This is a genomic window from Bacillus sp. NEAU-CP5, assembly GCF_026420705.1.
GTDB classification, from domain to species: Bacteria; Bacillota; Bacilli; order Bacillales; family Bacillaceae; genus Bacillus; species Bacillus velezensis.
Genome location: NZ_JAPMOV010000005.1, coordinates 211,194 through 234,364 on the forward strand (window position 1 = coordinate 211,194; position 23,171 = coordinate 234,364).

Annotated in this window: 26 protein-coding genes; 15 read left to right on the forward strand and 11 right to left on the reverse strand. The window is 46.8% G+C overall.

Translation table 11 applies throughout. From position 1 onward, the window contains the following. The first annotated feature begins 62 nt into the window (after nt 1–62). The 7 genes from OTK50_RS16360 (at nt 63) to nosA (ending at nt 7,766) form a co-directional block, all read left to right on the forward strand. Nucleotides 63–716, forward strand: coding sequence for a class A sortase (locus OTK50_RS16360; RefSeq protein ID WP_038457258.1), 654 nt, complete (start codon nt 63–65; stop codon nt 714–716). A 241-nt stretch (nt 717–957) separates the two neighbouring features. After that, a complete protein-coding gene (locus tag OTK50_RS16365) occupies nt 958–2,562 on the forward strand; it encodes a sensor histidine kinase (RefSeq protein ID WP_039062765.1) in 1,605 nt (534 codons plus the stop codon). Beyond that, on the forward strand, nt 2,559–3,239 hold the full coding sequence (locus OTK50_RS16370) for a response regulator (RefSeq protein WP_072588893.1): 681 nt from the start codon (nt 2,559–2,561) through the stop codon (nt 3,237–3,239). The genes OTK50_RS16365 and OTK50_RS16370 overlap by 4 nt, the downstream gene beginning before the upstream one ends. 12 nt (nt 3,240–3,251) lie before the next feature. Further along, nucleotides 3,252–4,214, forward strand: coding sequence for a tripartite tricarboxylate transporter substrate binding protein (locus tag OTK50_RS16375; protein ID WP_072588894.1), 963 nt, complete (start codon nt 3,252–3,254; stop codon nt 4,212–4,214). Nucleotides 4,215–4,406: 192 nt separating this feature from the next. Beyond that, a complete protein-coding gene (locus tag OTK50_RS16380; protein ID WP_007408485.1) occupies nt 4,407–5,705 on the forward strand; it encodes a citrate:proton symporter in 1,299 nt (432 codons plus the stop codon). 51 nt (nt 5,706–5,756) lie between these two features. After that, nucleotides 5,757–6,551 carry an MBL fold metallo-hydrolase gene (locus OTK50_RS16385; protein WP_072588895.1) on the forward strand — a complete coding sequence of 265 codons (795 nt, stop codon included), beginning with the start codon at nt 5,757–5,759 and terminating at the stop codon, nt 6,549–6,551. Nucleotides 6,552–6,674: 123 nt separating this feature from the next. Then, nucleotides 6,675–7,766 carry a nitric oxide synthase gene (nosA, locus tag OTK50_RS16390; protein ID WP_094031581.1) on the forward strand — a complete coding sequence of 364 codons (1,092 nt, stop codon included), beginning with the start codon at nt 6,675–6,677 and terminating at the stop codon, nt 7,764–7,766. Here nosA and OTK50_RS16395 read toward each other — a convergent pair. Beyond that, a complete protein-coding gene (locus tag OTK50_RS16395) occupies nt 7,760–8,032 on the reverse strand; it encodes an acylphosphatase (RefSeq protein ID WP_025284412.1) in 273 nt (90 codons plus the stop codon). The two genes, nosA and OTK50_RS16395, sit on opposite strands and share 7 nt — an antisense overlap. Before the next feature lie 67 nt (nt 8,033–8,099). Here OTK50_RS16395 and OTK50_RS16400 point away from each other — a divergent pair, with 67 nt between their 5' ends. Continuing rightward, nucleotides 8,100–8,759 carry an MOSC domain-containing protein gene (locus OTK50_RS16400; RefSeq protein ID WP_017419099.1) on the forward strand — a complete coding sequence of 220 codons (660 nt, stop codon included), beginning with the start codon at nt 8,100–8,102 and terminating at the stop codon, nt 8,757–8,759. A gap of 39 nt (nt 8,760–8,798) precedes the next feature. On the opposite strand, the gene OTK50_RS16405 is transcribed toward OTK50_RS16400, so the two are convergent. From OTK50_RS16405 to map, 4 genes are all read right to left on the reverse strand, one after another. Further along, complete coding sequence (locus OTK50_RS16405; RefSeq protein ID WP_003155609.1) at nt 8,799–8,933, reverse strand: YflJ family protein; 135 nt, start codon at nt 8,931–8,933, stop codon at nt 8,799–8,801. Between the two features lie 179 nt (nt 8,934–9,112). After that, complete coding sequence (locus OTK50_RS16410) at nt 9,113–9,268, reverse strand: hypothetical protein (protein ID WP_007610027.1); 156 nt, start codon at nt 9,266–9,268, stop codon at nt 9,113–9,115. An 82-nt stretch (nt 9,269–9,350) separates the two neighbouring features. Further along, a complete protein-coding gene (locus OTK50_RS16415) occupies nt 9,351–9,662 on the reverse strand; it encodes a DUF3243 domain-containing protein (protein ID WP_003155607.1) in 312 nt (103 codons plus the stop codon). 56 nt (nt 9,663–9,718) lie between these two features. Further along, on the reverse strand, nt 9,719–10,468 hold the full coding sequence (gene map, locus OTK50_RS16420; protein WP_007408490.1) for a type I methionyl aminopeptidase: 750 nt from the start codon (nt 10,466–10,468) through the stop codon (nt 9,719–9,721). A gap of 164 nt (nt 10,469–10,632) precedes the next feature. Here map and nagE point away from each other — a divergent pair, with 164 nt between their 5' ends. Then, nucleotides 10,633–12,015, forward strand: coding sequence for an N-acetylglucosamine-specific PTS transporter subunit IIBC (nagE, locus tag OTK50_RS16425; RefSeq protein WP_015239387.1), 1,383 nt, complete (start codon nt 10,633–10,635; stop codon nt 12,013–12,015). A 126-nt stretch (nt 12,016–12,141) separates the two neighbouring features. Next, nucleotides 12,142–12,585 carry a YfmQ family protein gene (locus OTK50_RS16430; protein ID WP_007408492.1) on the forward strand — a complete coding sequence of 148 codons (444 nt, stop codon included), beginning with the start codon at nt 12,142–12,144 and terminating at the stop codon, nt 12,583–12,585. A 40-nt stretch (nt 12,586–12,625) separates the two neighbouring features. On the opposite strand, the gene OTK50_RS16435 is transcribed toward OTK50_RS16430, so the two are convergent. After that, complete coding sequence (locus OTK50_RS16435; RefSeq protein WP_020955498.1) at nt 12,626–14,563, reverse strand: LTA synthase family protein; 1,938 nt, start codon at nt 14,561–14,563, stop codon at nt 12,626–12,628. Nucleotides 14,564–14,808: 245 nt separating this feature from the next. Between OTK50_RS16435 and OTK50_RS16440 the strand changes: the two genes are divergently transcribed. Next, the gene (locus OTK50_RS16440) at nt 14,809–15,186 is read left to right on the forward strand and encodes a DUF1992 domain-containing protein (protein ID WP_007610033.1); all 378 of its coding nucleotides are present in this window, start codon (nt 14,809–14,811) and stop codon (nt 15,184–15,186) included. Between the two features lie 9 nt (nt 15,187–15,195). Here the strand turns inward: OTK50_RS16440 and OTK50_RS16445 are convergent, their stop codons facing one another. From OTK50_RS16445 to OTK50_RS16455, 3 genes are read right to left on the reverse strand one after another with little or no spacing between them, the layout of a single operon-like run. Continuing rightward, on the reverse strand, nt 15,196–15,627 hold the full coding sequence (locus OTK50_RS16445) for an Hsp20/alpha crystallin family protein (protein WP_038457280.1): 432 nt from the start codon (nt 15,625–15,627) through the stop codon (nt 15,196–15,198). Nucleotides 15,628–15,642: 15 nt separating this feature from the next. Further along, a complete protein-coding gene (locus OTK50_RS16450) occupies nt 15,643–15,885 on the reverse strand; it encodes a spore germination protein (RefSeq protein WP_003155595.1) in 243 nt (80 codons plus the stop codon). Between the two features lie 14 nt (nt 15,886–15,899). Beyond that, the gene (locus tag OTK50_RS16455) at nt 15,900–16,160 is read right to left on the reverse strand and encodes a spore germination protein (RefSeq protein ID WP_014417185.1); all 261 of its coding nucleotides are present in this window, start codon (nt 16,158–16,160) and stop codon (nt 15,900–15,902) included. A 270-nt stretch (nt 16,161–16,430) separates the two neighbouring features. Here OTK50_RS16455 and treP point away from each other — a divergent pair, with 270 nt between their 5' ends. The 4 genes from treP to OTK50_RS16475 all read left to right on the forward strand — a co-directional run bounded on the left by treP (nt 16,431) and on the right by OTK50_RS16475 (nt 21,143). Further along, on the forward strand, nt 16,431–17,846 hold the full coding sequence (gene treP, locus OTK50_RS16460) for a PTS system trehalose-specific EIIBC component (RefSeq protein WP_020955500.1): 1,416 nt from the start codon (nt 16,431–16,433) through the stop codon (nt 17,844–17,846). A gap of 75 nt (nt 17,847–17,921) precedes the next feature. Continuing rightward, on the forward strand, nt 17,922–19,607 hold the full coding sequence (gene treC / locus OTK50_RS16465; RefSeq protein WP_007408498.1) for an alpha,alpha-phosphotrehalase: 1,686 nt from the start codon (nt 17,922–17,924) through the stop codon (nt 19,605–19,607). Nucleotides 19,608–19,628: 21 nt separating this feature from the next. Then, nucleotides 19,629–20,345 carry a trehalose operon repressor gene (treR, locus tag OTK50_RS16470; RefSeq protein ID WP_007408499.1) on the forward strand — a complete coding sequence of 239 codons (717 nt, stop codon included), beginning with the start codon at nt 19,629–19,631 and terminating at the stop codon, nt 20,343–20,345. 132 nt (nt 20,346–20,477) lie between these two features. Then, entirely contained in the window at nt 20,478–21,143 is a 666-nt protein-coding gene (locus tag OTK50_RS16475) for an NAD(P)H-dependent oxidoreductase (RefSeq protein ID WP_020955501.1), read from the forward strand. A 35-nt stretch (nt 21,144–21,178) separates the two neighbouring features. Here the strand turns inward: OTK50_RS16475 and OTK50_RS16480 are convergent, their stop codons facing one another. Both OTK50_RS16480 and OTK50_RS16485 read right to left on the reverse strand, forming a co-directional pair. Then, complete coding sequence (locus tag OTK50_RS16480; protein ID WP_007408500.1) at nt 21,179–21,940, reverse strand: YibE/F family protein; 762 nt, start codon at nt 21,938–21,940, stop codon at nt 21,179–21,181. Beyond that, nucleotides 21,937–23,076 (reverse strand): YibE/F family protein, encoded by a 1,140-nt coding sequence (locus tag OTK50_RS16485; RefSeq protein ID WP_007408501.1) that lies wholly within the window; start codon nt 23,074–23,076, stop codon nt 21,937–21,939. Before OTK50_RS16485 ends, OTK50_RS16480 begins: the two co-directional genes overlap by 4 nt. Between the last annotated feature and the right edge of the window lie 95 nt (nt 23,077–23,171).

Below are 23,171 nucleotides of genomic sequence, written 5' to 3' on the forward strand. Positions count from 1 at the left end.
AAAAAGAGAATCATTTCTCACCAAATACTCACCGCATGACGTACAAGAAAGGAATTTTCTTCATGGTTAAAAAGATGATCATTGCCGTTCTTATTTTGTCCGGGCTGCTTCTCATTTTCTCACCTCTCATGAAAGGCTGTTTGATCGCGTACCTCAGTAAAAGCCAAATTGAATCGGAATTAACCGCAGAACAAGCGCGGAAAAATAACATGAAAAAAGCGGACTATGATTTTGAATCCATTCATCCGCCCGGTTTCAGGGAAACAGTTCAGTCAAGTTTTAATCGCAAACCAAAACCGATAATCGGACGGATAACCATCAGCAGCATCGATTTAGACCTTCCGATTTTAAAAGGCACAACCAATGAAAACCTGCTGATCGGCGCGGCAACTATGCGTCCGGATCAGAAAATGGGCGAGGGAAACTACCCGTTGGCAGGCCACCATCTGAAGCAGGAGAACCTATTGTTCGGCCCTCTTTTACACATAAAAAAAGGCGCGCAAATCGTGATGACCGACTTTAGAAAAGACTATATTTATTCTGTAACATCAAAAACCATGATTTCAGAAATAGAAGCAAACGCAATTCAGGAGACAAAAGATAAAGAGATTACATTAATCACATGCGACAAAGCGGTAAGAACCGAAGGACGCCTGGCCGTCAAAGGAAAATTGATTGATATTTCCGGTCATTCAAATGTATCTCGGCCATCATAGAGAAACACTTTTTCAACTGAATATACGTCCGCTGTTAAACATCCCGAGACTGGCTTCTGTCAGTCTTTTTTTGCGCAGCGATTATAAAAAGTTCATCCTTCTTATCTCTCTTGAGGGAAATTATACCAGACTGCACTTTTTGAAAGAAATGACAAGAGAAAAAGATCACGAAAATTCTCAAAAATGAGAAACAAAGATTTAAAAAGTGGTATGATTTTAGGAGGAAAGGACGGCTGGTGCTGTGTTGGAAGCGAAGCGGTTTTATGTCTCTCTGCAAATGAAAATCGCCGGATTAATTGCGGCTTTATTAATACTTGTTATCGGAACGCTCACAGTTATATTTGCCTTTCAGCAATTAAAGGAAGGCCAGAAGCAGGCTGAACAGCTGGCGGTGCAAACGGCAAAAACCATTTCATACATGCCTCCTGTAAAAGAGGCGTTCCGGCTTGCGGATCAAGAGGCTTTTACAAAGTTAGATGTCATTGAACAAATGAAAGAACAGGCAGGCGCGCACGCCGTCTACATCACTGATCAAAAAGGGCATGTTGCATTTCATTCGGCCCGAAGCAGCATTCCGAAAGAAAATCAAAATCTGCAAAATAAAACCGTCATGTTCGGCGGGTCACCGGTTTCCGACGGAATGAAGGCTGTCCGGGGGAGCGCCCCGGTTATTTTGGAGGAAAAAAATCATAACGAAGTCGTCGGAACGGTGACAGTCGAGTTTTTACAAGATGAGATAGAAAAAGATATGAAAGCGCATCTGCGGCATTTAGGCTATTTTGCATGTTTGGTGTTTCTTATCGGCATCGGGGGAGCGGCGGCGCTCGCAAAAAGCATCCGTAAAGATACACTCGGCCTTGAACCGCATGAAATTGCAGCGCTATACAGGGAGCGCAATGCGATGCTCCTTGCGATTAAAGAAGGGATTATCGCCGTAAACAAAGAAGGCGCGGTAACCATGATGAATTTATCTGCGGCTGATATGCTGAATCTTCCGGAACCGATGATCGGAAGGCATATAAAAGAAATCATGCCGGGCGCAAATCTCATGCCGGTGTTGGCAGGGGGAGAATTACCGCCGAACGTGGAGGTGCGTGCCGGAGATAAAGTATTTATCTTAAACGTGAAAGAAATGAAGCAGACCGGACAAGTATACGGAGCGGTGATCAGCTTCCGCGAAAAAACGGAGCTCAAGAAACTCATTAACAAGCTGACTGAAATGAAAAAATACTCAGAGGATCTTCGGGCGCAAACGCATGAATTCTCGAATAAGCTTTACGCGATCCTCGGTCTGTTAGAGCTGGGAGAATATAATGAAGCCATTGAACTGATAAAAGAAGAGTACGCCATTCAGAATGAACAGCACGAAATCCTCTTTCAAAACATTCATTCACAGCGGGTTCAGGCCATACTATTAGGAAAAATGGGAAAGGCGTCTGAGAAGAAAGTGAAGCTTTCAATAGATGAAAACAGCTTTTTAGAATCGCTGCCGGAGCATGTGGGTTCATCCCAGCTCATTACGATCATCGGAAATCTTATTGATAACGCTTTCGAAGCCGTCGCCGAAAAAGAGAAAAAAGAGGTCGCCTTTTTTATGACCGATATCGGCAGGGATATCGTCATCGAAGTGGCGGACTCAGGAGACGGCGTGCCTCAGGAAAAAACAGAAACGATATTTGAAAAGGGCTACTCTTCAAAGGGGACGAGGAGAGGATACGGCTTAGCCAATCTGAAAGAAGCCGTCAGTGAATTGCAGGGATCGATAGAGATTTCGCAGCAAAAGAGCGGCGGTGCCGTATTTACGGTGTTTATACCGAAAGAAACGCCAAAGGGGGAATCGGTGTGATTAACATCGCGATTGCAGAGGACGACTTTCGAATAGCGCAAATTCACGAAAAATTTATCGAACATCTTGATGGATTCAATGTCATCGGTAAAGCAATCAATGCCAAAGACACCATATCGCTGCTTGAGAAACGGCAGCCTGATCTTCTGCTTTTGGATATTTATATGCCTGATGAGCTGGGGACAGATCTGCTTCCCCTTATCCGCGGCCGTTTTCCTTCCGTTGATATCATCATTATTACGGCTTCTGCCGAAACAAGACTGCTGCAGGAAGCGCTCAGGTCAGGCGTTTCTCACTATGTCATAAAGCCGGTGTCGGCAAATAAATTTACAGAAGTGCTTTTGCAGTACCGGGAAAAAAGAGAATGGCTGCACTCACAGCCGGAGCTGAGCCAGTCCGTTATCGACATGTTTTTCGGAAGCGGTCAGAAAGAACAAAAACAGCTCAATGATCTGCCAACCGGGATTAATTCGATTACACTTCAAAAAATCAAAAACGCGCTCAGGGAAGCCCAAAAAGGGATGACGGCCGAAGAACTGGGCGAAAAAATGGGCGCCTCCAGAACAACGGCGCGGCGCTACGCCGAGTTTCTCGTTTCTCAGGAAGAAGCGCTCGCTGAATTAGAGTACGGCATTATCGGCAGGCCGGAACGGAAATATTATTTAGCACATGAATAAGGGATGGGAGAAATGAAGCGGTTGGGAGTGCTTCTTGTCATGCTGGCGGCGCTGGTTTCTTTTGACGGACGGCAGATGGCGGGCATCCGTTCAGCCGAAGGGCCGGTTGAAATTGTCGTCCCGGCAGCGCCTCAAGGGGGCTGGGACGTAACGGCAAAAGCTTTGCAATCGGTAATAGAGCGGAAGCAAATATTAGGCCGGCCCGTAAAGATCGTCTATAAACCCGGCGGAGGCGGAGACAGCGGCTGGAAATATGTAAACGAACGAAAAACGGATGTCATCAGTATGAATTCAAGCCTGCTGTTAAGCAATGAAATTTTGGGACAAAGCCGGCTGAAGGCAGCTGATTTTACGCCTTTGGCCATTATCGCAAAAGAGTGGCAGACCGTCGCTCTTCCGAAGGATTCAAAGATAAAAAGCGGAAAGCGGCTGCTCGGCGATATTAAAGCACATCCGGGCGGCATAAAAATCGGATTTGCGCCCGGCCTCGGAAATGATGACCAGCTCTCCTTTGCGAGAGCGGCGGAAATGGCCGGAATTTCTCCGTTTGATATCCGTTTTTTTCAATACGGGAGCAGCAATGAAGTCATTGAAGCTCTTATCAGCCACGAGATAGACGCCGCTTCAATGACCATTTCAGAAGCGAGAGACGCCTATCGGAAAGGGAAAATCACATTGGCGGCCGTTACGTCGGACAAAAGGCTCTCCGGCTTCAGCGATGTGCCGACATGGAAAGAGCAGGGGGTGCCGTTTGTCTTTGCGCACTGGAGAGGCATCATGGGGCCGATAGACATGACCGAAGGCGAGATCGCCTATTGGGATCAGGCTTTGAAACAGATTACCTCATCCGCGGAGTGGAAGCAAATGTTGAAAAAACGGGATTGGGAGAGCTTTTATAAAAACAGCAGCGGCGCAAAACGCTTTTTAGAAGAGCAGACCGAGTTTTATAAAGAGATGATGAGCAGCGAAAAATAAGCCTTCCGCATATTTGCGGGAGGCTTTTTATTTATAAATGAACAAAATGAACGAAAAGGTTATAAAAAATTAAAAATCTTTAAAATCCAAAATATTTACTTCAATATCCAATTCTCATAAGATAGCAAAAAGGCGGATAAAGGGGATCGGGCCTTTAAAATGTAAGCGTATTCACGATAAGGGGGACATACTGTGCTAGCAATCTTAGGCTTTCTTATGATGCTTGTTTTTATGGTACTGATTATGACAAAACGGCTTTCAGTGTTAACGGCGCTCGTATTAACGCCGATCGTGTTTGCGCTGTTTGCCGGGTTTTCTTTTAACCGGGTCGGCGAGATGATGATTTCCGGGATTGAACAGGTGGCGCCGATTGCAGTCATGATTATGTTTGCGATTCTTTATTTCGGCATTATGATTGATACCGGTTTATTTGATCCGATGGTGTCGCGTATTTTAAAGCTGGTTAAAGGCGACCCGCTCAAAATTGTAGTCGGAACAGCCGTTTTAACCATGCTTGTCGCACTGGACGGAGACGGCTCGACGACGTATATGATTACGACAAGCGCAATGCTGCCTTTGTATATCATGCTCGGAATCCGTCCGATTATTTTAGCGGGAATCGCCGGTGTCGGCATGGGTATCATGAACACGATACCATGGGGCGGCGCGACGCCGCGTGCGGCGAGTGCGCTCGGCGTTGACCCGGCAGAGCTGACGGGGCCGATGCTGCCTGTCATTGCCAGCGGAATGGTGTGTATGATTGTGGTCGCTTATGTACTCGGAAGGATGGAAAGGAAACGGCTCGGGGTGATCGAATTAAAGCAGCCGTCCCATACAAATGAAACGGCTGCGGCTGCGGAAGATGAATGGAGGCGGCCGAAACTGTGGTGGTTCAATTTACTGTTAACGCTTTCTTTAGTGGGATTTTTAGTGTCAGGAAAAGTGAATTTAACCGTGCTGTTCATCATTGCGTTTTGTATCGCGCTGATTGTCAACTATCCGAAGCTTAACGATCAAAGGGAGCGTATTTCAGCCCATTCGAGCAATGTGCTTGCGATCGGTTCGATGATTTTTGCCGCAGGCGTGTTTACCGGAATTTTAACGGGGACGAAGATGGTTGATGAGATGGCCATTTCCCTCGTATCGCTTATTCCGGAACAGATGGGGGGATTTATTCCGGCGATTGTTGCCTTAACGAGCGGTATCTTTACGTTTCTGATGCCCAATGACGCCTATTTTTACGGCGTGCTGCCCATTTTATCCGAGACCGCCGTGGCGTACGGTGTAGATAAGGTGGAAATCGCCCGCGCTTCGATCATCGGCCAGCCGATTCATATGTTAAGCCCGCTCGTGCCGTCGACGCATTTATTAGTCGGGCTTGCCGGGGTCACGATTGATGAACACCAGAAGTTTGCGATGAAATGGGCGGTTCTTGCCGTTATCGTCATGACAGCTTTTGCGCTCATCATCGGCGCAATCACGATTTTTTAACATAAAACACCCGGTTCGTCGCACACTAAAGGCATCAGAGGAGGTGTCATGATGAGTGATCCGTTTATGCCGCTTTTTTCAGTGAGAAGCGGGGCCGGTTTTAAAGCGGCGGACGGCGTTTACGGACTGACCGTGCAGATTGCGAATGTTTACTTTATCGAAAATCCCTCAGCTCCGCAGGAAATCATTCTGGTTGACGCGGGAATGCCTCAATCGGCGGAGATGATAACAGAAGAAATGAAACGCCGATTCAAAGAGGGGTATCAGCTGAAGGCGGTCATTTTGACACACGGTCATTTTGATCATGTCGGTGCGATTGAAGAGCTGCTTGAACTTTGGGATGTGCCGGTTTACATTCATGAAAAGGAGCTCCCGTACGTCACGGGGAAAGCGGATTATCCGCCTGCCAGGCCCGATGCGAAAAAAGGGCTTGTCGCAAAGCTGTCACCGCTGTTTCCGCGCCATACGATCCGCATTCCGTCCGTTCAGGCACTGCCTTCAGACGGTACCGTTCCGTTTCTTGAAGAATGGAAATGGGTGCATACGCCCGGCCACACACCCGGCCATATTTCATTATTCCGGGATAAAGACCGCGTTCTGCTTGCCGGTGATGCCGTGATCACTGTTGAACAGGAATCGCTTGCGGACGTTGTCATTCAAAAGCAAGAGCTTCACGGGCCGCCCGCTTATTTTACAGCGGATACGCAGACGGCGGCCGCATCCGTTCAGAAACTGGCCGAACTGGAGCCGGAAGCGCTTTTGACGGGTCACGGAATTCCGATGACGGGAAAAAACTACCGTGAGGATTTGCTTACACTGGCTGAAAAACTGCATTCCGTTTTGTAAAACACCTGCGAACATCACAGGTGTTTTTTCTTTGCAGTTTCCAGTATGATACAAAAAAACCATTGTGTTCACTCTTAAAAACGATACAATGGGAAACAGATGTAAATTGAAGGAGAGAGTTTTTTGAAACATACGGAAATACTTTGGGATGAGGCGAAGGGTTTTATTGATGTCTGCTATCAGGAACTCGGAATGGAATCGGAAATCAACGCGCGTCTGCACGCGATAAAAGATGAGATAGATCGGACGGGAAGTTACGTCCATACGGCGGAAGAGCTTGAACACGGGGCGAAAATGGCGTGGCGCAACAGCAACCGCTGTATCGGGCGTCTGTTCTGGCAATCGCTGAACGTCATTGACCGGCGCGGTGTGAAAACGAAAGAAGAGGTGCGCGACGCATTATTTGAACATATTGAAATCGCCACGAACGGCGGAAAAATTAAACCGACGATTACGATTTTCCCCCCTGAGAAGAATGGGGAGAAGCAAGTGGAAATCTGGAATCACCAGCTCATCCGCTATGCGGGATATGAGACTGAAAAAGGAAGAGTCGGTGATCCGGCATCATATGAGCTGACGGCTGTCTGCGAAAAACTCGGCTGGCGCGGGAAGCGGACCGATTTTGATATTCTGCCGCTGCTTTTCCGGATGAAAGGGGACGGGAAGCCGGTCTGGTATGACCTGCCTCAGACGCTCGTGAAAGAAGTGCCGATCACCCATCCGGATATTGAAGAGTTTGCCGATTTAAATCTCAGATGGTACGGGGTTCCGATTATCGCCGATATGAGGCTTGAAATCGGCGGGCTGTCGTACAACGCGGCGCCTTTTAACGGATGGTATATGGGAACCGAAATCGGCGCAAGGAACCTTGCTGACGAAAAACGGTATGATATGCTCAAAAAAGCCGCTGCGGTCATGGGGATTTCCGCCAGCCTGAATACCGACCTGTGGAAGGATCAGGTGCTGGTGGAACTGAATAAGGCAGTGCTCTATTCATACAAAAAACACGGTGTCAGCATTGTCGATCACCATACGGCGGCGAATCAATTTAAACGCTTTGAAGAACAGGAACAAGACGCGGGCAGAAAGCTGACGGGCGACTGGACCTGGCTGATTCCGCCGATCTCGCCGGCTTCCACCCACATTTTCCATAAATCATATGACAATACGATTGTGAAGCCGAATTATTATTATCAGGACAAGCCTTATCAGTAACTGATGGTAAAAGTGCGGTACCCTTTCAGACGGTGTGATTCTTCGATGGTTATGCCGGTGACATTTGAGAAGGGGCTGCCTTTTCTGACTGCTTCGGCAAATTGTTTTAACGACTCTTCAGGACCTTCGGCAAGGATTTCCACCCGGCCGTCATCACGGTTTTTTACCCAGCCGGCTACCTTATGTCTGTCGGCTTCCATCTGGACGAAGTAGCGAAAACCTACGCCCTGAACCCGGCCGTCTGCAATCATATGATATTGAAGCATGGAAAAACCACCTTTTTCTTACTATGATAAAGGAAAGATATGAGATTTCGCAAAGGATGTGAACGAGGTGACGCAAGACTATTCTGTCTTATCTATCAATCTCGGAAAGCCCGCAATTCATGAATTTGCCGGCAGACAAATCAATTCCGGCATCATAAAGCGGCCCGCAGATTCTCCCGTCATGCTGTATAAAACCCATTTTGACGGGGACGGGCAGGCTGATCTGAAGAATCACGGAGGCCCCGATAAAGCGGTGTGCGTGTATCCCGCCGAGCATTATTCATATTGGGAAACAACGCTCGCGAGAAAACTTCCCGCCGCCGCGTTCGGGGAGAATGTAACGGTCAAAGGACTTGCCGAACAAGACGTGTGGATCGGAGACGTCTTTCAGCTGGGGGAAGCCGTCGTTCAAGTAAGCCAGCCGCGCCAGCCCTGCGTCAAACTCGCGCTCAAATATGGCATCAAAGATATGGTGCTCCGTGTACAGCAGACGGGATTTACCGGCTTTTATTTCAGGGTGCTTGAAGAAGGATATGTCGATCCGCGTCCCGTCCTCAAGCGTCTGTCGAGAGGAAAAGAAAGCATTTCCGTCTGGTATGCGAATGAAGTGAAATATCGTGATTCCGGCAATCTGTCAGCGATTGAAGAAATACTGCGGGAAGAAGCGCTGTCAGAAAGCTGGAGGGAGTCCTTCCTTAAAAAAAGAGACAGGCTCACTAATGTATAGAAAAAAGCCGTGCTGCACTGACAGCACGGCTGATTTACGTTATGCTTGTTTTTTTGTTTCCAGCAGATTGGCAAGGAAGTACTTTTTGAAGCTTTGAAGCTTTCTTCCTTCATAGTGGGTAATTCCTTTTTTCTTTAACTCTTCTACATACCAGCCTTTACTGCCATAATGCATGTCAGAAAACTCCTTTCTCCGTTCTCCCGTTGAGGAGAGTTTCTTCAGTTTTTGCCAAACTTTTGGCATTGTAACATCTATAAAAAGACGCTGAAAAGGGATAACGCAAAAACTGAGACTTTCGATTCAGAGATGTAAAGCTTTCTTACATATATATGTAAAGGGCGGTCTTTTCATGCCTAATGGCCGGTTAATTTTAACAGCACCGTTCCGAGTGTCATGATTCCGAAAACGACGCCGAAATAAACCAGCATCCCCTTCTTTTTCTTCACTCCGTAAACGGTGAGAATGATGCTTTCAATAAAGAAAATAAACCCAAAGATAATAAACCACATGTTGAAAAATGGCTCCTTTCACAGACATATGTCCAGTGTAGCACAACTCTTATAACGGAGCATAAAAAAGCCGGGCACTGTATCAGTGTCCGGCAAGTTTGACGAGAAGCTGGGCCAAATGCTGTTTTTCATTGTCATCCGCAATGTCCCACAGTTCTTGTAAGAGTTTTTCTTCCGCATTGCGGGGCTCCTCGTGTTTGGCGAGATAGTCCCCGAGGATGGCGGCGCTTTTGATGATTTTGCTGTCATCCAGGCCCAGTTTTTTTCCGGCGGAAATTTTCTGATGAAGGTACGCCTTAAATTCCTCGAAATCCTCTAAAATCTGCTGTTTCGTTACGCCGTGCATGGCGTGTATTTCGTTTTCGATTTTGATTTTTTCTTTATCTTTTTTCATGCGTCTCCCTCCTTCGGGTTAGTTGTTGTATACCTGTTTGGAAGGGAGATGAAACATTACAATGCAGTTAAAATAATCGGTTTGTCTTTTGTGATCACGATGGTGTGTTCCACTTGGGCGACAAGGCTTTTATCCGGCGTTTTAAACGTCCAGCCGTCTCCCGCTTCAACAATCGTTTCCGCTTTCGTGGAAATAAACGGCTCAAGCGCGATCACGGTTCCGTTTTTAAACAGCGCGTTATCAAACGGATCATAGTAATTCATGATGTGGTTCGGCGCTTCATGGAGGTTTCTGCCGATTCCGTGGCCCGTCAGCGTTTTAATAACGGTAAATCCATTGGAGCGGGCTTCATGATAGACGGCTCTGCCGATCTGGTTTTGGCGTTTGCCGGCTTTTGCCTGATCCAATCCTTTCTGAAATGCGGATGCTGCGCAATTACAAAGCTTTTGCAGACGTTCATCGCCTTCTCCGAGTACAAATGAAATTCCCGTATCGGAATAAAAACCGCCGAACTCCGCCGAAATATCGATATTTACAAGATCTCCGGCTTTTAAGATTTTAGAGGCGCTCGGAATGCCGTGAGCGACTTCGTCATTTACGCTGATGCATGTCACGCCCGGGAAATCGTATTCCTTCTCCGGAGCGGAAGCGGCTCCGTGCTCGTCAAGCACCGCCTTTCCGATCAGGTCAAGATCTTTCGTGCTCATGCCGGGCTCGGCTTTTTTCTTCATTTCTTCACGCGCCAGCGCGACGATTCTGCCGATTTTTTTAAGGCCTTCTAATTCTTGATCGTTCGTTACAATCATTGTCATTCCCGCTTTCTATTTTTAATCATCTGATTCAAGCTTACCACAACTGGTTTATAAATAGAAAACCAACAAGCCTTATGTGAATAAATGAAGGAAAATTGGTATAGATCACTAGATAACTTATGTGGTATATTTAAGAAAAAAGAAGGGGGATGGGTAAAATGCTTCAATTTTTGCAAAAACTCGGAAAATCATTTATGCTTCCGATTGCCGTTCTGCCCGCCGTTGGTATTATTTTGGCCATCGGCAGAGAGGACTTATTAAATATTCCGTTCATTTACGCGGCGGGGACCGCGGTATTTGATCATCTGCCGCTGATTTTCGCGATCGGAATCGCGATCGGGATTTCCAAAGACAGCAACGGGGCCGCCGCTCTGTCGGGAGCAATTTCTTATATCATGCTGGACGCGGCTGTAAAATCAATCAATTCGACAAATAATATGGCCGTTTTCGGAGGGATTATCGCGGGGTTAATTGCGGGATACACGTATAATCGCTTTAAAGATACGAAGCTGCCCGAATATCTCGGGTTTTTCAGCGGGCGCAGGCTCGTTCCGATTGTAACGGCGCTGATTACCATTATTTTGGCGGGGATCTTCGGATTTGTGTGGCCGCCGATTCAGTCGGTGATTACGTCTTTCGGGGAATGGATGATCGGGCTTGGCGGAATCGGCGCCGGGATTTACGGGATTTTTAACCGGCTTTTGATTCCATTCGGCCTTCATCATGTGCTGAATAATATTTTTTGGTTCCAGTTTGGCGATTTTCACGGAAAAACGGGAGATCTGGCCCGCTTCTTTGCGAAGGATCCGACGGCGGGAACTTATATGACGGGATTCTTCCCGATTATGATGTTCGGGCTTCCTGCCGCATGTCTGGCAATGATTGCCGCGGCTAAGCCAAGCAAGCGCAAAGCGACGGCCGGAATGATGATCGGTCTCGCGCTGACGGCATTTATTACCGGAATTACAGAGCCGATTGAATTTGCATTTATGTTTTTATCACCGCTTTTGTACGGGGTTCATGCTATATTAACCGGGTTCTCTTTATTTATCGTGAATGTTCTCGGAATCAGGTCAGGTTTTTCATTCTCGGCGGGGGCGATCGATTATCTCCTCAGCTACGGCATTGCCGAAAAACCGCTTTTGCTGCTCGTTGTCGGGCTTTGTTATGCAGTGATCTATTTTGTCGTCTTCTATATGCTCATCAAAACGTTAAACTTGAAAACGCCGGGACGGGAAGATGATGAGGAAGAGGAAGAAGTGCTTAGTGAAGATACGGCCGGTTCCGTCGAAGAACATGCCATGCTCAAGGGGCTCGGCGGCAGGCAAAACCTCGAAACGATTGATCACTGTGCGACCCGCCTCAGGCTGACCGTGCAGGATACGTCTCTCATTAATGAGGCGGCGCTTAAAAAAGCGGGAGCAAAAGGGGTTATCAAAACGGGGAATAAAACGGCGCAGGTCATTATCGGGCCGAACGTCGAATTTGTCGCGGAAGAGCTGAGAGAAGCCGTCCGCCGTGACGACCAGAAGCAGACTTGAAAAATCCGGATCACCTATGTGATCCGGATTTTTTTTGAACATATATCAAGTTTCACATAATGTACAAAAAACAACGTTTTCTTCTATGTTAAGATTCATGTAGAACAAGTATGGAGATGATGTAAGGTGACATGGATTGCAGTTGTTTCAATTGTTGTCATAAGCCTGATTAAGATTGTGCTGACATGCCTTCCTACCGGAGCGGTGGAATGGATCCTCCGCAAGTTTGAAACCCATTCAAAGCTCAGTGACGCGTCCGCTGCCGTTTCCCTCGGCGGAAAACGTCTGGAAGGCGAAGACAAACGCCGGGTGATTGATGATTTTAACGAAGCCGTGTTTATCGAACGGCATTATATATACCCAGGGGATGAAGAGCGTTATCTTCATCCGCAAAACGGAGCCGATCCGCTTGTCATTAAGACGAGAAAAGGGAAAAAAGATGTGACGGTGTTTGTATACAGCTACGAAGATCATGTAGATGTCGTCAAACAGCAGAAAAAGAAAGTCGTCGCTTATTCAGTTCTTTCCGACAGCCTGCAAAAGCGCTCTATGGCCGCCGCCGGGAGCTGAACATAAAAAAGCCAGATCATTGATATGATCTGGCTTTTGTTTATTCTTTTTGATCATCTGCTGAGGAATCTTCACGCTTCGTATAATCGAATTGTGAAGGATCCACTTTCTTAAAGCCTTTCGGCTGATAGAAACGAAGCAGATCGCCGTTGATGATCTTATCAGACATTTCAAGCTCAGTCTTGACGAGAGAGTCTTCTTTTTTGTCGACTTCTGAATCATCTAAAAGTCTTCCGGTTTTCGTATCGTAATACTTGCCGGACACTTTCGTATAGTTCGGTGAGATGAAGTCTCCGTTACGGAACGGAATGACTTCTCTGTGCTCTTTCGATAAGATATCTGAACCTGACATGAGATAATCTTTCGTATCGACGCCGAGCAGATGAAGAACGGTCGGCGCGACATCGACTTCACCGGCAAATTTATGATTGCGGCCGCCTTTCACGCCGGGAGCGTGGATAAAGAGCGGCACCCGCTGAAGCTGGGCATTGTCGTATTCAGTGATCTCATCTTTGCCGAGCACTTTCGCCATCGCTTTATTATGGTTTTCGGAGATGCCGTAGTGGTCTCCGTACATCACGATAATCGACTTATCGTACAGGCCGTCTTTTTTCAGGTCATGAAAGAACTGTTCAATTGATTCATCCAGATAGTTCGCGGACTGGAAGTAATTATTAACGACTGAATCGCCAAAGTCTCCCGCAGGGAAGTCCGTGTCTTCTTTATCCATTCCGAACGGGAAGTGGTTGGACAGCGTAATGAACTTCGTATAGAACGGCTGCGGCAGGCTCTTTAAGAGCGGCATGGATTCTTTGAAATACGGTTTATCTTTCATGCCGTAGTTTTTCGTGTTTTCTTCGCTCATGTCATAATAAGCGGAATCGAAAAACTTATCGATGCCTTCCGCTTTGTACATTTCGTTACGGTTCCAGAAAGTCTGCGTATTTCCGTGGAAAGCGGCAGACGTGTACTTTTTGCCTTTTAAGATCGCAGGAACGGACTGCAGCGTGTTTTGCGCTTTATTGACGAAAACCGAACCTTGCGAAAGCGGGTACAGAGAGTTCTCCATCATAAATTCCGCATCAGATGTTTTACCTTGTCCCGTTTGGTGGAAAAAGTTATCAAAGTAGAATGTTTGATTATCGTGCGCCAGCTTATTTAAAAACGGCGTCACTTCCTTGCCGTTAATTTTATAGTCAATGATAAAGGATTGCAGAGACTCTAATGAGACGTAGATGACGTTTTTTCCTTCGGCTTTTCCGAAGTAGACGTTATTCGGCACGTCATAGTTGGCCTTCATATAGTTTTCCACATCCGTTACATCGCTTGAATCGGCAAGCGCGCGCTGGCTGTTTGATTTCACATTCTGCACGGCATCGTAAATCGTAAAGTTGTACGTGCCCAAGTATTTCACCAGATAGTTTCGGTCAAATGAGCGTGTCAAAAGCTCAGGACGGTCGGATTCCGCGACGGCGAGGTTGATCAGGAACATAAGCACGGCGGAAGCCAAAACGATTCTGAATGATTTCTTCGCCGGTTTTTCAGCCGGTTTTTTCATCTTAAGGGCCAAAATAATCAAAATGACGGTATCCAGGAAGTAGAAGGCGTCTGTCCATCTCATTAACGAGAACGCGCTGTCTCCGAGCTGGCCGCCGTTTGTCTTTGCCTGCATCATGACCGGGATGGTAATGAAATCATTAAAGAATCTATAATAGACGATGTTTGCAAAAAGCAAAAAAGACAATAAAAAATGAATCACAATAATGGCTGTCTGCTGTAATTTTTTCTTGAAAAGAAGCCCAAATCCAAGAAAGAACAAGCTGGAGCTCAGCGGATTCACAAAAAGCAATATTTTCTGGATCGTGTTGTCTATGCCGAGGTTAAAGTTTAAAATATAAGCGACATATGTTTTCACCCACAATAACACGACCGCTATCAAGAAGAAGGCAAGTCCTCTTTCTTTTATAAATGTTTTCATTGTTACACTCCTTTTTTCCGATCACGGTTTACACGGAACGATAGAAAAAACGAACGTAATCAATATACCATGAAACCAGCAAATAGAAAAGGTGGAAAAGGCTCATCGGAAAAAGGGCGAAAAACGCTGTCGCAACGGCGGTTGATCTGTTGAATGACAGCTTTAAAACATATAAATGGCACAAACTGGGATTTGTGTTTCCGTATGATCATACCCGGTTCTATTGAAAAAAGAGGTGAACAGTGATGGATATTGCCCATATCGTGGCTGAAGATAAAATCAAGCGCGCCATTAAGGATGGAGAGTTCGCCGGCATCAAAGGAATGGGAAAGCCCCTGCCGAAAGACGATGCCGCACATCTTCCGGAGTCGCTCAGAATGGGCTACCGCATATTAAAAAACGCCGGGATCGCCGAGGATGAGGGCGCGCTGAAGAAAGAGCTGATGACGCTCGATTATTTGATCGCCAAGTGCCGCAATGAACAGGAGCGGGATCACCTGCGGAACAAACGGACGGAAAAACAAGTCAGACTCGACAAACTGACGGAGGAGAAAGCCATGTTCTCAAAACCCGCATCTTCTCATTATAAGGAGAAAGTGTACAGACGGCTGGGCCGCCCGTAAGCCGGCTCCTTATATGTTTTTCTGAAAAGGAATGTGCTCCATAAGGCGCGGGCAGGAAATGTGGAGCAGGCCGTTTACGCACTGCGCCTGTAACAGGTGGGGCTCAGCCGGTTCAGGAAGCTCAATCGTCTCATCGATTTCCCCGTAATATCGGTTCTGGCAAACTCCCATGTTCTTTGGGAAAAGGGGTGTGATGTTGCCTTTTATATGCAGCCGTGTCCTTGACAGCAGCCTCAATGTCAATTCTTCTTCGTAAACGCCGGGCATTTCCACAATGACAAATGTGTACTGTTCATCCTGATAAATATCATAAGTCAGGGTGTTTTTTTGTAAGGAGAAAAAATCTTCGGGAGATTTCCGTTTCAGGACATTAGTCCAAAAGTCGCTGGGCTTGTGCTCGTTCGTAATCTCAAGCCACTTTCTCATTTTTTCGATATCCACTTCGGCAGAACCTCCCTATATTTGATTTGCGATCGGCATTGACGGGTTGGCGATCTGATCCTGATCGCTCACGTCAGGGTCAAGATGGCCCGAATTCAAACATCCGGCGGCCGGCGAAAAATCCCCTAAAGAAAAGTTCGCGCCGACAAATTTGCTGTTGGCGGTGTGGCTGTTTTGTACGGTCTGACCGATATCGACGTTTCCGTTTTGCGTTGCTCCGTTTACTTTTATATTGACGACGTTAATTTGGTAAGGCATTCATAAAAACCCCTTTAATCTATAGTCGGCGGTACCGGCATAACATTTGCGGTATCTGCGGTTCCGATTTCTGTCTGGTCGTTGACATCAGGATCATTTAACAAGTTCTCCATCATCGATTCTATAGGTGACGTATCGCCGAATGAAGAGTTCAGTCCTTGTGATTTGTTATTTGTGGTGGGACTGTTGTATGCCGCTTCCCCAATCGTAATAGATCCGTTGCCAGAAATACTGTTAATCTTCAAATAGTACAGGTTGATAACAGTGGATGGCATCTCTTCACACCTCTTTAACTTAGTTGTACAGTACTGTATGCTTTTTGTGCTCCTGTTGTGAATTTCGCCCGGACATGTTCCCGACCAAACAAGAAGTCAAGGCCCGGTTCCGGCGGGGCTTTTTTTGTTTCAGGGTCTTTCGCAGTATATTTGTGATGAAAGCGCTATAAAAATAGATTGACGACATGTATATACATCATTACAATAGAGTCATAAACATGTATATACAAGTTTGCGAGACAAAATGAAAACGGTTACGGAGGGGTTGGCATGGGTGAGTTTAACCGGGCTGCGCGGCAGATCGCTGAAGCTGTCGGCGGAATTGAAAATATTGAGGCGGCGACTCATTGTGTGACGCGTTTGCGGTTTGCATTAATAGATGAAACCAAGGTAAACCAAAAAATGCTTGATGCAATAGACATTGTCAAAGGATCTTTTGCGGTAAACGGGCAGTTTCAAGTCGTGATCGGGCAGGGGACGGTCAACAAAGTATATGCGGAATTAGTGAAGGAAACGGGGATGGGTGAAGCGTCCAAGGATGACGTGAAGAAGGCGGCGGCGCAAAAAATGAATCCTTTACAGCGTGCTGTGAAAACGCTTGCGGACATCTTTATTCCGATCTTGCCGGCGATCGTCACGGCCGGGCTGTTAATGGGTCTGAACAATATCTTAACGGCGGAAGGCATTTTCTACAGCACGAAATCGATTGTCCAAGTGTATCCGCAATGGGCGGATCTCGCCAATATGATTAATCTGATCGCGGGGACGGCTTTCGCTTTTCTGCCGGCTTTAATCGGCTGGTCGGCAGTGAAGCGGTTCGGAGGAAGCCCGCTTTTGGGCATCGTGCTCGGGCTGATGCTGGTGCATCCTGATCTGTTAAACGCATGGGGCTACGGGGCTGCCGAGCAGAGCGGCGATATTCCGGTGTGGAACCTGTTCGGCCTTGAGGTGCAGAAAGTCGGGTATCAAGGTCAGGTGCTCCCGATTCTGCTGGCGTCTTATTTACTTGCCAGGCTTGAGCTCTTTTTGACGAAACGGACGCCGGAGGGCATTCAGCTGTTGGTCGTCGCGCCGGTGACGCTTTTGGTCATCGGTTTTCTATCCTTTGTCATCATCGGTCCGATTACCTTTGCGATCGGTAACGCGCTGACGGCGGGATTGATTGCCGTTTTCGGACAATTCTCCGCCATCGGAGGCCTGCTGTACGGAGGGCTGTATTCGGCGCTTGTGATCACGGGGATGCACCATACGTTTCTCGCGGTCGATCTTCAATTAATCGGATCAAAGCTCGGCGGCACATTTTTATGGCCGATGCTCGCATTGTCAAATATCGCTCAAGGATCGGCGGCTTTGGCCATGATGCTGATTACAAAAGATAAAAAACAGCGGGGGCTTTCACTGACGGCCGGCATTTCCGCATATTTGGGCATTACCGAGCCGGCGATTTTCGGCGTGAATCTTCGTTACAAATTTCCGTTTGTGATTGCCATGATCAGTTCGGGAATCGCGGGGATGTTCATCTCCGTCAAAGGCGTTCTCGCAAGCTCGGTCGGAGTCGGCGGCGTGCCGGGGATCTTCTCCATTATGAGCCGGTACTGGGGTCCGTTTGCGATCGGAATGCTGATCGTGCTGATTCTCCCGTTTGCGGGAACATACGGGTATGCGCGGCTGAAACGGCAAAAATAGAAAACCTGCGGGGCGCCTTCTATCAGGCTGTCCCTTTTCCCTTTCAATTCAAAACATTACAGGCGGTGAAGAAAAATGAAAACAGACAGCACACCATGGTGGAAAAAGGCAGCGGTATATCAAATTTATCCGAAGAGCTTTAATGATACGACGGGAAACGGGATCGGTGATCTGAACGGTATTATCGAGAAGCTTGATTATTTGCAGAAGCTTTTGATTGATGTCATTTGGCTTACGCCGATTTACGATTCGCCGCAGAATGACAACGGTTATGACATTCGCGATTACTGCACCGTTTATGAAGAGTACGGAACGATGGAGGATTTTGAACGCCTTCTCGATGAAGCGCACAAAAGAGGAATCAAGGTCGTTATGGATCTTGTCGTCAACCATACATCAGTCGAGCATCGGTGGTTCAAAGAAGCGGTCTCGTCACCCGACAGTCCGTATCGGGATTTTTACATTTGGAAAGACGGAAAGGAAGACGGCCGGGCGCCGAACAACTGGGAATCAAAATTCGGCGGTTCCGCTTGGGAGCTCGACCCGGCGTCAGGCCAGCACTATCTGCATTTATTTGATGTGTCGCAGGCCGATTTGAACTGGGAAAATGAAGAGATGAGAAAAGAGGTTTACGACATGATGCATTTTTGGTTCCGAAAAGGAATCGACGGTTTCCGGCTGGATGTGATCAACCTCATTTCTAAAGACCAATCGTTTCCTGATGCCGAGGATGGGCGTGACGGGCGCCCTTATTATACGGACGGGCCGCGCGTGCACGAATTTCTCCATGAGATGAACCGGGAAGTGTTTTCGAAATATGACAGCATGACGGTCGGTGAAATGTCCTCGACAACGGCTGACCACTGCATCCGGTACACAAACCCTGAGAATAAAGAACTCGATATGACTTTTAACTTTCACCATTTAAAAGTGGATTATCCGAATGGTGAAAAATGGGCGCTCGCTCCGTTTGATTTTCTGAAGCTGAAACGGATTTTAGCGTTTTGGCAGACGGAGATGCAAAAAGGCGGAGGCTGGAACGCATTATTCTGGTGCAACCATGACCAGCCGCGGGCCGTATCCAGATACGGAGACGACGGCGTATACCGGACGAAATCAGCCAAAATGCTGGCGGCGGCCATTCATATGATGCAGGGCACGCCTTACATTTATCAAGGTGAAGAGATCGGCATGGGCAATCCGAAATTCGATGACATCGGCTCATACCGCGATGTCGAATCATTGAATATTTACAAAAAGATGAAGGAAGAAGGCGTGCCCGAAAAAGACATTATCGCCATTTTAAAAGAGAAATCAAGAGACAATGCAAGAACCCCCATTCAGTGGAACAGCGGGCCGCACGGCGGTTTCACGACGGGCACGCCTTGGATTCCGGCGGCGGATGATTATCGGGACGTTAACGCGGAAGCGGCTTTGCGGGACCCGGATTCAATTTTCTACCATTATCAGAAGCTCATCATGCTCAGAAAGGAATATGACATCGTGACTGAAGGAACGTTTGAGCTGCTTGCTGAAGACGATCCGGCGGTTCTGGCGTACGTCAGACACGGCAAGGATGAAAAACTGCTGTGCATCAACAACTTCTACGGGAAAGAAGCGGACTTTACGGTTCCGTTTAAAGACACGGACGGCTGGCGGTTTACGGTGCTGCTGACGAATGATGAACCGAGGGAAGGGCGGCCGGAACGATTGACGCTCCGTCCGTATGAATCGATCGTTTATCATCTGACAAAAGCGTGATACACTAATCTGGGTGGTCAAATGAAAGTGAATAAATACATCACAATCTATAAAGATATGGTGCGGCAGATCGAAAGCGGCCAGCGGCAGGCTGAAGACGTTCTTCCGTCTGAAAATGATTTGTGCGATCAATACGGCACATCACGAGAAACCGTCCGCAAAGCGCTCAATATGCTGGCGCAAAACGGCTACATCCAGAAAATCAAAGGCAAAGGCTCCGTCATATTAGACAGAGAAAAAATGCGTTTTCCCGTCTCAGGCCTGATCAGCTTCAAAGAGCTTTCGGAAACGCTCGGAAAAGAGACGAGAACGACGGTTCACCGTCTCGGGCTGATCCTGCCTCCCTCAGAAGCCGCAAAAGAGCTTGGTACAGAAGCGGATGAAAAGGTGTGGGAAGTCGTCAGATCAAGACGGATTGACGGAGAACATATTATTTTGGACAAGGATTACTTTGTGAAAAAACATGTGCCTCTATTGACGAAGGCGATTTGTGAAGATTCGATCTATGAGTATCTCGAAGGAGAACTTGGCCTCTCCATCAGCTACGCGCAAAAGGAAATTGTCGTGGAGCCGGCGGGGGAGGAGGACCGGAAGTATTTGGATCTAGGCGGGTTCAGCCATATGGCGGTCGTGAAAAACCGCGTCTTTTTGGAGGATACCAGCCTCTTTCAGTACACGGAAAGCCGGCACAGGCTCGATAAATTCCGTTTCGTCGACTTTGCGAGAAGAGAAAAATAAAAACGGACTGCCGCGGCAGCCCGTTTTTTTGTCAGTATCAAAATGAATACTATCCAACAAAAATGTGCGTACTGGTACTTTCAAAAATAATGGCTACAATAGTACATAACGATTGAAAAGGAGAGATCATGAATGTCAGATAAAAAACAGCAGATCATCGAAGCGTATCAATTCAGACACGCCACAAAGGAATTTGATCCTGAGAAAAAAATTTCAGAAAGCGATTTTGAATTCATTTTAGAAACGGGAAGATTATCCCCAAGCTCACTCGGTTTGGAGCCTTGGAAATTTGTCGTCGTTCAAAATCCGGAGCTTCGTGAAAAACTCCGCGAGTTCACATGGGGCGCGCAAAAGCAGCTGCCGACCGCAAGCCATTTCGTACTTCTGCTTGCCCGGACGGCAAAGGATATCCGTTTTGACGCCGACTATGTCAAAAACCACTTGCGGGAAGTCAAAAAAATGCCGGAAGATATGTATGAAGGCTATATCAGCAAAACGGAAGATTTCCAGAAAAATGATTTCAATCTGATTGAATCAGATCGCGCGCTGTTTGACTGGGCATCCAAACAGACATACATCGCTCTCGGCAATATGATGACAGCCGCTGCGCAGATCGGAATCGACTCCTGCCCTGTAGAAGGCTTCAACTACAAAGAAATTCACCGGATTCTTGAAGAAGAAGGGCTTCTGGAAAACGGAAGTTTCGACATCTCTGTTATGGCCGCATTCGGCTACCGTGTCAGAGAACCGCGCCCGAAAACAAGATCTGCCTCAAAAGACGTTGTAAAGTGGGTATAAGATAAAAAAGGCTGCCGGGCGTGTCCCGGCAGCTTTTAACGTTTATTTGGTTTTGCTAAAAAACAGGCGGTGATCCAGGACGTAACGGGAATGATGATGCCGATCCCGATTCCGGCACAAAGAATGGTGACGGCTTCCGCACTGAATACTTTTGAGTTCACTATTTTTTCAGCTGAGTATGATAAGTCTTTAAACCAGATAATTAAAGCCAAATAGCTGCCGAAAAAAGCAAAGAATAACGTATTCGTATTCGTTCCTAAAATATCTCTCCCGATGCTTAATCCGAATGTGTACAGATCTTTTCTGCTCATGGACGGATTATGACTGTAAATTTCCCGCATGGGTGAAGTAATGGAAATCGCGACATCGGTAATCGCCCCTATCGTGCCCATGATGATCATGGCTGCGGTAACCTTCACAAAATCCACCCCGACAAACAGTGTGAATATGCCGATATCACCCAATTCTTCTTCACCGAATCCTTGAATTGAAGTATGTTTTGTTACAGACATAATAAAAAACAGCAGCAGTACAATCGTCAGCATTGCAGAAATAAAGGCGGTTACGGTTTTGACGTTTCCTCCATTTATATAAAAAAGAGTAATGCTGCAAATCACGGCGGAAGAGAGCAATGTTAAAACAATCGGATTGATATGCGGGTCTGTCATGAAAATGATGGTGAGAAAGAGAACACCGAAATTTAAGAATAACGCAATAAAAGACCTCGCTCCTTTTTTTCCGCCGATGATGACCATCAATAGAAATAAAATCGCCGCGAGAATTACGATGACATTCATGAGCTTGCCTTCTTTCGTTTAATAAAAAAGATAGAAGCATACAGACTGGCGGGTATGGCTAATACGATTCCGATCCCTCCGGCCAATGCTCTGGCTATTTCCAAGGAAATGTTCATAGAAAGAGTGAATCCTATCGGGGAATCATTTTTCAAATACAAAAGCATCATCGGAATAGAGCCGCTTATATAAGCAAAAAACAGAATGTTGGTCATCGCCCCCATGATGTCTTTTCCGATCTCCATCCCGGAACGTCTGAGAGCTTGTAATGAGATTCCCTTGTTTTCTTCATATAATCCGAAGACAGATGACGTCATGGTAATGGCTACATCCATGACCGCTCCCAGTGATCCGATAAATACCCCGGCCATAAACACCGTGTGATAAGGGCGGGTTAAATACTGCATTTCCTCATATCTGAGACCTTTCTCACCGGTTGCCAGCATTACCAGATACGTAATCAGCAGGGAAACGAAAGTGCCTGCGAGCGTCGCGGCAATGGCTGCGTATGTTTTCGCGTGAAAACCGCTGACAAGCAGCAATGAGATGACAGTAAAGATGAGAATACAGATACCGCAGATGAAAATTAACCCTATATTAGGATGCTTCCTGTACAAATCTAATGCAAACGACAGTAAAACGGCGTTAAACATCAGGCTGACGATCGAAAAGAAGCCTTGTTTTTTGCCGACGATAAGCAAGGTGAAGATGAAAACCCAAGCGATCAGCAAAAGCTGTTTATCCCGTTTTTTATCTATAATGCTTCCCGATATATCCTTGTTTGATGGTTTCCCTTTATCAATAGAAACGAATACTTCATCGCCAATCGAATATTTCTGATCATTCGCTCCGGATGATGAATACTGATTGGACAAATGAATGAGCTGTCCTTTCTGACTGCCGTTTTCAAGTCTGGCAGTGATCGTCTGATTGAAAATCTTATCTTTGTTTTTATGCATGTCCTGTACGTCAGACTGATGTTCCAATGTTGTTTTCGTCACTTTGGCAATCGGCCGCTCATAAAAAGAAGCATTGTGAGTGACAAAAATGAGCGAGCTGATAAAACAGAGCGCTGTTATCACGTAAAACAGCTTTTTCTTGTAAGACATGCGGTTTCGTTTGTGTCCTGTTATCTTCAAAAAAAGTCCTCCAAACAGGCGGCGCCGTATGAAAGAGAGGCCCTGCCGTGAAGTGTTAAACGATGCGGATGCAGTCTTTCGCGAATAACGTTCAT